The organism is Bacillus cereus ATCC 14579, assembly GCF_000007825.1.
Lineage (GTDB): Bacteria > Bacillota > Bacilli > Bacillales > Bacillaceae_G > Bacillus_A > Bacillus_A cereus.
Genome location: NC_004722.1, coordinates 875,238 through 888,312, shown reverse-complemented (window position 1 = coordinate 888,312; position 13,075 = coordinate 875,238). Strand labels below are relative to the sequence as shown.

The following is a 13,075-nucleotide window of genomic DNA, read 5'->3' as shown; positions in this document are numbered from 1 at the left end:
AACTATTCTTCTGAAACATCTAATAAATAAATCCCTCTTTCAAATCCACCGCGTTCTATCTCTTTTTGCTTACGAAGGCGTTCCACATCTTCAATCGATGCACCTTCTGCACGCGCTAATGAAATGATAACCTCTAGCGCATCTGCAAGAGAATCTAGTGCATGTTCGCGTTCTTTCATAGAAGCAAATTCACGAATTTCTTCCGTTCCAATTTTCGCTAAAGCTTGTATGTATGCTTGACCTGTTAATTTTTGTGCTGTATACGTTTTTCCAGACATTAAAATCTTCTCTGGAACACGATCTCTTACTAACTTGTTATATGCTGACATCATTCATCCTCCTATATTTAATAACATCCGAGCTCTGCTTTATAGAAAAACCATTTTTTCTTCACGCACGCACTTAACATATCAATTCCTGATCCATGTGCTCTTACATGTGGAAAGAAATAGTGCTCTAAGTCTTCGTCCTTACCATATAGAGTTTGATACTCATCTGGAATCGCTTCTTTTTTCACATCTTTTTCTTTCGTCACCCCGTCAGAAAATGCAACACTTGGATGTCCCTCAAAAAACAACGCAGTCCGAACTGCCAAAGATGGTGTACTATGCAAAGCAGAATATGTAAGCAAAATAATAGTGATAACACCGATCATTTTCTTCATGTATTACTCCTTAAAAAAAGTGCTAACACAATTATACTAAAATGTGTTAGCACTTTCTCCCCTTTATCCCGAATTAACGAGCTAATAATCAGTGAGGAATGGACAAAATCCTCACTTCACTTTATTCCCCTTTAAATGCTGGTAAACGTTTCTCTAAAAACGCAGCAATACCTTCTTTATGATCCGCTGTTTGTCTCATTGCATATTGACCACGCTTTTCTAATTGCAATGTTTGCTCTAAATTAGAGCGATTTACTTCACATAAAATTTGCTTCGTTTGAATCATTGCTTTAATCGGTTTTTGTGACCATTCATTAATTTTTTGCTTCACAGCCGTTTGGAAATCTTCGCCGATTACTTCATCAATTAAGCCGATATCAAGCGCTTCTGTCGCTGATAATTTCTTACCTTCCCAAATAATTTGCTTCGTCATATTTTCACCGACGCGCTTTTGAAGGAAGAAATGACCGCCTCCATCTGGAATTAAAGCGATTCCAATAAAGTTCATCGCAATAACAGATGATATATCCGCCATTACATAATCAGCTGTTAACGCAATACTTAACCCAAGACCTGCAGTCGGTCCATGAATTGCACTAATAACAAGCTTTGGCATCGTATATAACGTCACGACAACTTCAGAAATAGTATTCATAATACCATCAAACTTACTTTCATCATTACTTGAAAGCATCGATTTAATATCCCCACCCGCAGAAAAACCACGGCCGTTCCCGCATAACACAACGATATGCGCAGAACTTTCCGCTACTTCTTTCAACTTTTGTAATAACTCTTTTAAGGTCGGCTCATCTAACGCATTTAACACCTCTGGGCGATTGACCATAACCGTTGCAACGTGGCCTTCATATTTCACAACGACAGATTCTGTTTTACGTGTTATTTCCATTATATATACCCCTCTTTTCTCCATAAAGATTATACTTATATAATTATAGAAAACCATTGAAAAATCCTTCTTTTTTCTCAATTTTCTGTCTAATAATCTCGCAATTTGTACATATACCGTATAAAACATACAATTCCGTTGAAAAATATAGAAATTAAAGTCGGTTTATCCATGCTTTTCATCTATTTACCATTACAATGAAATGGTGTATTCTTAAGTTTGATAAAAAAACAAATATTGAAATTCATTCGCCTTACTATGTAAAAAAGGCTTTATACCCATATTTTGGGTGTTGTAATAAAGGAATGAAGAACTGGAGGAACATATGGTTAATAAGTTGAAACAAACGGATAACTACTTCCCACATTTCCTATTGCTATTCATTGTGTTTCAACCAATTTTAGATTTATTAACATCTTTTTCAATCTATATACTACACATGAGCGCAACAGTTGGAGTTGTAGTCCGTTTCGCCTTTATGCTTCTTGCATTAGGATACCTACTTCTTCATCACAAACAACAAGATGCGAAAAAGTACATCCTCTATTTATGTTTACTTGGAATCGCACTCGCAATCGGTCTTGTAAATAATATGATGGTTAAATCTCCAGTTTCATTTGGAGAAGAAGTTAAATTTATCTTAAAGAGCGTATATCCAATTGTGCTACTGTTTGGATATATTATCGCCTTTAAAGAGCTAAAAAATAAAGAGTATGTATTTCATAAAATCATTACATATTTCTTATATGCAACTTTAATTTTAAGCATCACAATGATTGTCGCAATGCAAACTGGAACGGATTTCCCAAGCTATCCGCACTCAAAAATCGGTTCAAGAGGTTGGTTCTTCGCTGGAAATGATTTAAGTTCTCTTTTCGCCATTATGTTCCCAATCATTGTCTTATATTCGATTCATAAAACAACTTCTTTCTCGAAAATATATTACTGGATTCCAACAATACTTGCGATGTATGCAAGTATTATGGTCGGAACGAAAGTCGGATATGGCGCAATTGTTATTACATTAGGCGTAGCACTTTTCTTCTCATTCATTGAGTACATGATAAATCGTAAAAAAGAAGGAAAAGGATTCACACATATTGTAAATACCGTTGTTGCCGCTGTTATACTAGGAGGTTTAATTGTTCTTACACCGCATACTCCTATCGCAAAAAATATGGGCATTCACATGCAAATATACGAATACAAAAAATCAGTACAAGAAGAAAAAGATCGAAAAGAAGGAAAAGTAATTAAAGAAGATCCAGAAGATGCAAAAAAACATGCAAAAGGTGAACTTACAGATTCTGAAGTAAAAAGTTTAATTTACAGCGATCGCGACAAATTCTTAAAAACATACAAACAGTACTATAAAGACGCACCGCTTTCACAAAAACTATTCGGAATGGGTTACGCTGGTAACTACACAGATAAAATTAAATTAATTGAAATGGACTTCCATGACCTATTTTTCGCATTTGGCATTGTCGGTTTCCTTATTTACTTAATACCACTTCTATACTTTGGTATTAAATTATTCATCCGCATGATCACAAACTTTAAGAAAATCATGACCGTAAAGTATATGCTATTAGCGAGCACACTCATTCTATCACTTGGCATTGGCTTTATGTCTGGCCACGTATTAACAGCGCCAGCCGTTAGTATTTTCTTCGTTGTTATTCTCGCTTATATCATTGTTGATTTTAAAATTGAATAGAAAGAAGGTGCTACGAAATATTAGTAGCACCTTCTTTTTTATTTAATTAATGTTTTACGTATTCTAAGCTTTCTTTTGCAATATACGCTTCTGTTACAGTAGGATTATCTGAAATAACTTTAACCCACGCTTTTCCATTTATTATTTCTTCACCAGTAACTGTGACAACTACATTTGTATTTAAACGATACAGTCGCTCATTTGATATACTAGGATTCTTTTTCACTTCCACGTTATTCATCACACGTGCAAGTTTGTACTTGTTGTATTCTTTTTTACCTAAATAAGAATCAAAACGGTTCATATGCCCCGCTACTTTTTTACCCCAGTTCGCATCAGATGCATATTTCGCATTTAAACCAGCAGCTTTATCACCTGTATATGTTGCTGTATAACGCCAATGTCCTGGATTTAAATATCCTTCATTCATGTATAATTTTGCTGCATGTTCAATACAATCTTCTTTTGAATTAAATGCTTCCCCGTTACCATATGGGCTATCGTCTGTTGCTTTTAAACCAAATAAATTATTTTTGTCTTTTGCAAGAGCGCTTGTTCCATAATAACTTTCATGAATTGCTAATGAATATAAGAATAATGCATTTACATTATACTTGCTTTCTACTTCTTTAAATTTCTTTCCTAAACCAATTAATGGAGAGTCTGGCTTAATCGATTTCACATAACTATCTAGTTGTTCAGCTGTATAATCTGTTTTCGAACGTAATGATAAATAATTGAAATATTGATAGAAAGTTTCGTCTCCGAATGTCTTTCCATCTACACTATACATTTGCTGTCCTTGCTTCATGAAAGAAGGTGCCACACCATATCTAAATTCTGTATATCCAGGTGAACTTGTATTATATGTATAATATTTATGGTATAAATATCCATCTGATTTCACATAATAAGACGACTGTTTCATTTCATTTGTAGGAATTAAAGTGATTTCATTCTTCTTCACATAACCTGTCAAACCAGAAAGTTGAACTTTCACACGATCTTCGCCAACTTCTAACACTTTCAATTCTGTTCCATACTGAATATACGTATATACTGTTGCTAAATTCTCATCATAAATATTAATGATGTTTTGCCCAGTTATTCTTTTCGCACTTGCAAAACCATCTTTAATCCATAAAAATTCGTTCTCATATTTTACCGCATTCATACCTTTATTTTGAGCAGCCGTAACCGCTTCTTTATACGTATTATAGCGCTCTACTTCTTGCTCTGTTCCGTTTTCTCTTACATTTGTCACAACATATTTCTTAGTTTCTACAGGATTGGTATTTCCGTTTTTTTCAATCGTCTGAAGCATGCGATCCAACATAGCTGAAGCCATCCCTCTTGTAGCTGATAAATGTGGTCTAAATGTATTATCTTCTGGATACCCTTTAATAATTTGAGTAGCCACCATAACTTGCACATGCTCTTTATAGTTAATACTATCTTTGTCAGTAAAGGTAAGCGGACTTACAGCTACTTTAATATTTTTATAGTCTAACGCTCGCTTTACCATGATCGACATTTCTTCACGTGTAATCACATCATTTGGTGAGAATGTCTCGTTCGTACGACCATTAATAATTTTCGCTCCATATGCTCTACTTACACCATCATATAAACCGTAAGTCTTCGGCACATCCTCGAAATTCGAATCAGCTTTCGGTAAATTTAAAGCCCTTGCTATGAATGTAGCAAACTCTGCTCTTGTTACTAATTTATCAGGCGCATATACATTGTCCCCATACCCCATTAAAACTCCTTTAGTAATAAGTGAGCGCATATTCGTCTCAAACATATGTCCTGTAATATCATCATTTGCCGCATAACTTGAAATAGGAGTTAAAAGTAATGATCCCGTTAATGCCACTGCTGTTATACCTTTTGAAAAAGTCTTCAAGGTTATCCTCCTCGTAATCTACGAATTTATTATCACAAATTTGATTATATAATAATCACAATCATTTTAGCATAATAAATAGGAATTAAAATAAAACGTTTTTTAATTTGAATTTTCATTACATTCAAAACAAAATAAAAGACACTTTACTTTTTTAATAAAGTGCCTTTTTCCATATGATCAATGAGTTTCTTTGTTGCCTGTTTGCCTTGCAACCGAAGCTCATCTATTGTCAATTGTAACTCTTGCTGCACAGTTCCTTGTTGCATTAATTGCTTTTTCGCAATTTCATATAAATATTCAGCACTCCATTCGCCATCCACACTTCCTATAACTGGCTGATTCACTTGACTTAAAAACGAATCAATTTTTGGATCGTATGAAATCCCGACCATTGGAGTTTTGGCTACAGCAGAAAAAACTAGTGCATGAAGACGCATACCAATTAGTAATGAACATTGTGATAAAATGAATATTTTCTCGTCGATATCCATTTTATATGGAAGCATATACGTCTCTTCTCCCATTAAGTCTACTACTTCACGCGAAGCTTTTTGATCAAATGGCTCATGCATTGGAACAAATAGAATTTGGTATCCTTCTTGCTTTAATTTTTTTAATGCCGCAGCTAATTTTTTTATATAATCTTCTTTTGCATTCCAATAACGCACACTAACCGCAATTACTTTTCCATGTATCGAATGCTTTTGCAACCAATCCGATTGTTTTGTCCGTTTCCATGTTAAAACAGGGTCTGGAACAATTTCAATATCGTTTTTTATGCCAAGTTCTTTTAAATATAAAAACGAATCCTCATCTCGAACTGATACATAGGAAGCTTTTGACAAGTTCCATTTTACTAATAGACGATTATATCCTTTTGTAATTGGACCTATTCCTTGTGAATAAATATAATACGGCTTTTTTAATAATCGAGCGAGTCCCATAATACCCGTATAATATAGAATACTCTTCGTACTTGTCTGATCTTGAAGAAGGCTCCCGCCACCGCTAATAACTCCATCACTGTTTTTTATCGCATGATAAACAGCTTTTATATCCCAGCGATCTACCGATTCTACACCATACATTTCCTTTGTATATTTAGAATCATTTGATAGTACTACTAGTTCTATATCCGGGTTCTCTTTACTTAACGATTCAATAATTGATTGTAGAATCGCCTCGTCTCCAACATTATAAAAACCATAATATCCTGATAAGACTAAACGCACCCTAAATCTCCTCCAAAACTAGGTAACCGTTTATTTCATCTAACATAAACTAGTACCCATTCCTTACCTAAACACTTGATACCCTACATAGTTTCCTCTTTATCAGTTCATATGAATTATAATAAAAAATTAAATTTCTATATTTATCTTTTCAAAAATGGTATTTTGTTTATTGATATCCATTTTAATTTCAAAGCACATACACCATACAAAATGGTTGTAATACTTAATGCTATACCACTGAATAATAACGTCATAATTCTTGAAGATGTAATATTTATCACATTACATAGTTCATACAATCCTAGTCCCAAAATACATGCTATTGCTAGCACACCAAAAAAGCTTTTTAAATGAATAGAATAGGCAATATAGCTTCGAATATACAAATGATTTACAATACAAACCAATACGTAAGTAATGAATGTACTATACGCCGCTCCATCTATGCCAAACTTCTGCACGAACATTATGTTTAACACGACTTTCACACAACTCGCACCAATAACAATCCATGCAGCTTGCGCAGAACGGTTAATGCCCTGTAAAACACCTATTGATAATACCATAACCGCAGTAAAATACGAACTGCCAATCATAACTGTTAACATACTACTGCCTTTTACATCTGTGAACAATCCGACATTTAACGGTACTGTTAATGCCATCAACCATATTGTTAACGGTGCTGTCAAAACATGCGCTAGTCGATTTGTATTTTGAATTGTTATTTTCGCCAAATTTATATCTCTTTTGGCCAATGCGGAAGTTAAGAGTGGTATTAACGGAAATACAATTGCGCTTGCAAAAATAACAATTATTTGCGTGAATGCAAAACCGCGACTGTATATTCCAAATTGTTCTTGAATTTCTGTTGATGATCCTTGTAATACATGCGGTATTGTAAGCGAGTCTACTAAATTTAAAAGTGGCATTGATAAAGCTCCAATAGCGATTGGGATCGATACCCGCAATATCTTTTTGCCGTTTTCTCTTAAATCTCGGAGCGAATAGGAATTGCTTTTATTGTAGTATGGACTTCTATTATATTTTATACGCAAATATATAAGCGAACTAATGACTCCAAGAAAAGAGCCAACCATCGCACCACTAGTAATAACAGTATTACTCTTATCCCATGATACTAGTATGTAAGCAATTATTAACATAAAAAACACACGTACAAATTGCTCAATGACCTGTGATACCCCTGTTGGTTTCATATCACCGAAACCTTGAAAATACCCTCTATACACCGCCATGTATGGCGCAATGAGTAACGCTAATGAAGTAATAAGCAACGGCATTCTAGTTTCTTGTCCACCAAGCATATTTGCAATTTCAATAGAAAATAATACAATGACTAAACAGCCGAAAACGCCAAATGCTATCCCAATAATTGACGCTGATTTAAATAATTTTGCAATTTCCTTTTGCTTATTTTTTTCGTTCAACTCTGCAATTAGTTTCGAAATTGCAAGTGGAACTCCGGCTACCGATAATGTAAGAGCAATCATATATACAGGAAAAACAAGGCGGAAAATACCGAGCACTTCATCTCCTGCAATATTTTGTAATGGAATTTGAAAAAAACTACCCAGCAATTTCGACAAAAAAGTTGTAATGGTTAAAATTGCTGCTCCTTTTACAAATGTTTTATTCATATTTTTTCTCTTTTCTTTTATACATATACTCTCAAACATATTGTTTTAAACGATAGGAATTCACTTTATCCCATTGGTTATCATAACAAATTTATTATAGGTTGAATACTTGGTTTTTTTTTCAAAATAGAAAAGAGAACCCATTTAAGCCTGTCTCTTCACAATATTTTTTTTAATTCCTTCCATTATGTATGTACACACTATAACCGTTTCTGTTACGCAAAAAGAGCCCTTCCTCCCTATCACTGCGATACATATTACTAAAAACATTATAAAAATATCCCACAACTCTACATTATAATTTATGTAAGATTGTGAGATATTCTAATTACCATCTAAACACTTAAAATTTTCAATTGCTCTTTCTGTTCATCGCTTGCCATTACTGCGATTGTTTTTTCAATACTCGGATGTACTTGCTCAAGCTTTACACTTGCTCCTACTTTATTTGATTGCTCAACAAAATTTAATAAGGCCATAGCTCCTGATACATCCATATAACGCACATCTTTCATACGTAAAATAACCGGTGACTTCACATCTTGTAAAGTAGAGAAAATACGATCTACTGATAGGAAAGAGAGCGGTCCTTGAATTTTGTACGTTTCTTCTTTTTCTTTTACGATAGAAGTTTTACGTTCTTTACATTTCACCATATATATGATGAACGAAAGAATAATACCGAATGCAACAGCAATCATTAAATCGAACTTCACCGTTACAATCATCGTTACGAGCATAACAACGACATCACCTTTAGGAGCGACATGCATCTTTTTCATGCTTCCCCAATCGAACATTCCAATACCAGTTAAAATTAAAATACCTGATAATACAGCAAGTGGAATATATTGTACGACCGAACCAAGACCCATAATAAAAATAAATAAGATAACACTATGCATACATGCCGAAAGTGCCGTTTTACCGCCACTTCTTATATTCACGATAGACCTTACAGTCGCACCTGCACCTGCTAATCCGCCAAACAATCCGCTCATCATATTACCGATACCTTGTCCGACCAGTTCTTTATTACTTTTATGACGTGTACCTGTCACATTATCCATTACGACCGATGTTAACAACGAGTCAATCGATCCTAATAAAGCAATACTAAGCGCTGACAAAATAAGTGCTGCTATTCCTGTTCCACTTAAAGATGGAATATGAAGCGTAGGCATCGCTTCTGGAATGGTTCCAATCTTTTCAATTACTTTATTTAGTGAAAGATTTCCGATAATCGGTAACTTTACTGTAAGTCCTTCGAGTAAGGAAGAAAATAAAGGAAGCAAAGCTGTCACACCGACTAGTGCTACTAAACTAGACGGAATCGCCTTAATCCATTTACCAGAAACAATCATTACAATAATCGTTAACACAACAAGTAAAAAACTATTTTGTACGTGCTTTATTTCGCCTAAAATAATGATTAATGCAATACCATTCATAAATCCCGAAACGACAGGATACGGAATATATCGAACGTAAGAACCGAGCTTACATACACCGAATAAAATTTGAAATAACCCTGCCATCATAAAGGCAATAAAACTTGCCTCTAACCCGTGCGTCGCAATAACTCCTGTTGCAATAACGGTAATTGGTCCAGTTGGCCCTGTTACTTGCCCAGGTGTCCCGCCAAATAACGCTGCGAATAAACCTGCAAAAATCGCACCATACAATCCAACAAGCGCTCCCTCAGACGTTCCTGTCGCGGCAATACCAAATGCAATCGCAAGTGGTAACGCAACAATCGCAACAGTAAATCCTGCTAAACATTCCTTTGCTATTTTTTGAAACATAAAAAAACCACCTTTGTATAAAGTCCATGTTCCATTGTACACCTAAAAAGATACATTCGTTAGCTCACTTTTTACATTCTCGTGACGTAAACGTATTCAATGAAAAGTTTCCCCCTTATCTTTGGAAACAATTGCAACTATGCTATAATGAACAAATTAAATCTTTTACTATATACTTGGAGGCACTATGCTAACTTTTGAAGAAAAATTATCGATTATTGAATCTTTCCCAGAACTAGAAAGAAAGAACGTATCATTAAAACGTGTAAACTTCCACTTTGAAGAAAGTCGTTTAGATAAAAAGAACGTTGTATTTCATTTACACCCAAATGGAAATGGATTTGTATATGCAAGCGGTATTAAAGGTTATAAAACAGATGATAAAGGCATGGTTAACATCCGTGAGTTTTCAGCAGAGGAGTTACGTTCAGTAATTGAGAAATCAATTGACCTTCTATCACAAGAAGAAGTAGTAGCACCTGTAGAACCTGCGAAAGAAGAAGAATGGCAGAACGAAGATGGTCATATTCTTACTCTTATTTCAGAGGATGACATGTGGAACGTGTACGCTGGTGTAAACTTAGACGGTACATTCAACTCTTATCCAGAAGCTGCGGAATACCTTGATGAAGAAGGCTTTTCACGCAAATAAAAATAGAAACCTATTTTATTCAACGACTTTTATAGTAATCAAAGAAGACACTTAAGGTGTCTTTTTTTGTTATATAAACTCCTTTCTCACACTATCTCTATTAATTTTCATAAAATGATTCAGAGGAGGTTTATATGAATACAACTGCTAAATTAATAACTTGGAAAGAACATGGCGATATGATTATTCTAGAATGTGAATTAAATGGAAAACGCTTCGAGATATCAACATATAAACAACGAATATATAATGCACACCTTTTATCAGCTGACGTTTATATTCGTTTAGACTCATCTGATAATATAATTGGAATAAATATTTATAAAAAGTAAGAAAAGCCCCCTATTCCGTAGGCGGGCTTTATCTTTATTACACAACATCAGAGTATACTCTCTTTTTTTCATACAGTTTATGTAATTATACATATTCATCAAAAAATACACTGAATGAATATTACATGTAGTAAAATATAACTTGTGGGCACGTTCTATAAAGCAGATTCTTTTAAAAGGCGTAACATATCAATTATTATAGGGGATGTGGCGTCACTTCAATATTGATCTCAAATCTCTTGTCTTTTGTGAACTAACAATCTAGTGTATATAGACGATTCTGCTTTATAGTGTGTGTTTACACTCATAACAAAGGGGTAATGGTAATACGGATAGATTCCGATTCGTATGAAATGAAATGGTTCAAGTCGGAGAAAGGCACCTTAGGGTGTCTTTTCTTTTTGTATTACATCCACTTTGTGTTTCCACCTTATTTCAAATGCGCTAATTAACCTTCACCAAGAAAAAATTAGAATTAACAAAGATATTGTTTCTTCTGTTTAATACAGAAAAATGCAGGATACCCCATAGATATGGGGCATCCTGCATTTTCTATTTTTTCGCACCTTTCAACGACTCCCTCAGTACAAACTTCTGCAACTTCCCGCTCGCATTACGAGGGAGTTCATCTACAAATAAATAATGACGCGGACGTTTATAATCTGCTAGTTCATCACTTTCTTTGCAATACGTTTCTAAATCAGCTTCTGTTATTGTTTCATCTTTCTTCACAATAACTGCCACAACACGCTCTCCCCATAATTCATCTGGCTCACCAAGTACCGCCACATCTAATATACCTGGATGACTATGAAGGAAATCTTCAATTTCACGAGGATAAATATTTACGCCACCGCTAATTACCATATCATCAACGCGATCAGCAACGAATAAATAACCGTCTTTATCAAAATAGCCTAGATCACCAGAATGATACCATCCTTTATACATCGATTTTTTATTCGCTTCTTCACGATTATGATAGCCAGCCATCATAGTTGGGCCGCGTAAAATAATTTCTCCCACTTCATAAGGAGGTAATACATCATCTGGTTCTGCCGGTGCATCCTCGTTCGGTTTCACAATACGAACTTCATGGCTAAAACATGGCGTGCCTGCTGAACCAGCTTTCGTAATTTGATCCTCCTCTACGAGAAATGCAACAACTGGCCCCATTTCTGTCATTCCGTATATTTGAACAAGATCAATATAAAGACGTTCTTTACATTCCTTCACTAACGCCGGTGCCATTGCTGCTCCGCCATATATACCGATTTTCATTGACGTTAAATCATACTGAGCTAAATCTTTTTGCAACAACATATTCCACATCGTCGGCGCTGCAAAGAACGTCGTAATCTTTTCTTCTTGAATCGTATGTAATACTGTTTCTGTATCAAAATGATGCAAAATAACATTCTTTCCGCCAACTTGAATGCGTGGTATGATTCCGGCATTTAATTCACCACAGTGATATAAAGGTGCAACAACAAGCCCAACGCTATCTCTATTATATTTTAGGAAATACGTACAAATCATACTATGCTCAGCCATTTCACGATGGCGATGTAACACGCCTTTCGGATGACCTGTCGTACCGCTCGTATACAGCATAGAACAATAATCCATTTCATCAATTTCGATATTTACTTTCTCAGAAGATGCTTCATTCACTTTTTCATGGTAGGAACTTGCATAGGAAGGTTTATCGTTTTCTATAGACCAAAAAGATGTATTTGGAAAATCTCTTTCAATTATAGCAACAGTTGACTCAACTGCTTTTTCAAAGACAACGACTTTCGAGGATGCGTCCTGAAGAATATAAGATACTTCTTTTGCTTTTAAGCGGAAATTAATCGGGTTAAAGATCGCTCCAATTTTCGCACAGGCTAAGTAAACGTTTACAAATTCATGGCAATTATATAAGTAAACAGATACCGTATCTCCCTTTCTTACCCCTTCTTCTAATAGAGCGTGCGCTGTTTTATTTATTTGTTCATCCCACTGTTTATACGTCCAGCGAATATTTTTTTCAGGTTCCACTAACGCCTCTTTATTTGGATACTTACCAACTGATAAATCAAAAATTCTCCCTATCGTCATATACATGCCAACAATTTCCCCCTTTTCTCTTTCATAAATCTATCATTTCGTCCATAAGTAGACATTGTCCTCTAATGATGT

11 protein-coding genes are annotated in these 13,075 nt (G+C 34.9%); 3 read left to right on the top strand and 8 right to left on the bottom strand.

Going from position 1 to position 13,075, the window contains the following annotated elements; all coding sequences use genetic code 11:
- Positions 1–2: 2 nt before the first annotated feature.
- The 3 genes from BC_RS04510 to BC_RS04500 form a co-directional block, all read right to left on the bottom strand.
- The gene (locus BC_RS04510) at positions 3–329 is read right to left on the bottom strand and encodes a nucleoside triphosphate pyrophosphohydrolase (protein ID WP_001277350.1); all 327 of its coding nucleotides are present in this window, start codon (positions 327–329) and stop codon (positions 3–5) included.
- A gap of 17 nt (positions 330–346) precedes the next feature.
- On the bottom strand, positions 347–664 hold the full coding sequence (locus BC_RS04505; RefSeq protein WP_000738198.1) for a hypothetical protein: 318 nt from the start codon (positions 662–664) through the stop codon (positions 347–349).
- A 121-nt stretch (positions 665–785) separates the two neighbouring features.
- Complete coding sequence (locus BC_RS04500; RefSeq protein ID WP_002195190.1) at positions 786–1,598, bottom strand: enoyl-CoA hydratase; 813 nt, start codon at positions 1,596–1,598, stop codon at positions 786–788.
- 301 nt (positions 1,599–1,899) lie between these two features.
- On the opposite strand from BC_RS04500, the gene BC_RS04495 reads away from it, so the two are divergent.
- Positions 1,900–3,294 carry an O-antigen ligase family protein gene (locus BC_RS04495; RefSeq protein ID WP_000247526.1) on the top strand — a complete coding sequence of 465 codons (1,395 nt, stop codon included), beginning with the start codon at positions 1,900–1,902 and terminating at the stop codon, positions 3,292–3,294.
- 46 nt (positions 3,295–3,340) lie between these two features.
- On the opposite strand, the gene BC_RS04490 is transcribed toward BC_RS04495, so the two are convergent.
- The 4 genes from BC_RS04490 to BC_RS04475 all read right to left on the bottom strand — a co-directional run bounded on the left by BC_RS04490 (position 3,341) and on the right by BC_RS04475 (position 9,907).
- Positions 3,341–5,203: an S-layer homology domain-containing protein gene (locus tag BC_RS04490; protein ID WP_000847509.1), complete on the bottom strand. Its 1,863-nt coding sequence runs from the start codon at positions 5,201–5,203 to the stop codon at positions 3,341–3,343.
- A 146-nt stretch (positions 5,204–5,349) separates the two neighbouring features.
- Positions 5,350–6,438, bottom strand: a complete 1,089-nt coding sequence (csaB, locus tag BC_RS04485) for a polysaccharide pyruvyl transferase CsaB (RefSeq protein WP_001241591.1) — start codon at positions 6,436–6,438, stop codon at positions 5,350–5,352.
- Positions 6,439–6,581: 143 nt separating this feature from the next.
- Positions 6,582–8,102, bottom strand: a complete 1,521-nt coding sequence (locus tag BC_RS04480) for a putative polysaccharide biosynthesis protein (protein WP_001044001.1) — start codon at positions 8,100–8,102, stop codon at positions 6,582–6,584.
- 335 nt (positions 8,103–8,437) lie between these two features.
- Complete coding sequence (locus BC_RS04475; protein ID WP_000486659.1) at positions 8,438–9,907, bottom strand: SulP family inorganic anion transporter; 1,470 nt, start codon at positions 9,905–9,907, stop codon at positions 8,438–8,440.
- A gap of 187 nt (positions 9,908–10,094) precedes the next feature.
- Between BC_RS04475 and BC_RS04470 the strand changes: the two genes are divergently transcribed.
- Both BC_RS04470 and BC_RS04465 read left to right on the top strand, forming a co-directional pair.
- A complete protein-coding gene (locus BC_RS04470) occupies positions 10,095–10,559 on the top strand; it encodes a hypothetical protein (RefSeq protein WP_000954998.1) in 465 nt (154 codons plus the stop codon).
- Positions 10,560–10,693: 134 nt separating this feature from the next.
- Positions 10,694–10,891 (top strand): hypothetical protein, encoded by a 198-nt coding sequence (locus BC_RS04465; protein WP_001098262.1) that lies wholly within the window; start codon positions 10,694–10,696, stop codon positions 10,889–10,891.
- Positions 10,892–11,443: 552 nt separating this feature from the next.
- On the opposite strand, the gene BC_RS04460 is transcribed toward BC_RS04465, so the two are convergent.
- Positions 11,444–13,000: a fatty acid--CoA ligase gene (locus BC_RS04460; RefSeq protein WP_000281991.1), complete on the bottom strand. Its 1,557-nt coding sequence runs from the start codon at positions 12,998–13,000 to the stop codon at positions 11,444–11,446.
- Positions 13,001–13,075 lie beyond the last annotated feature (75 nt).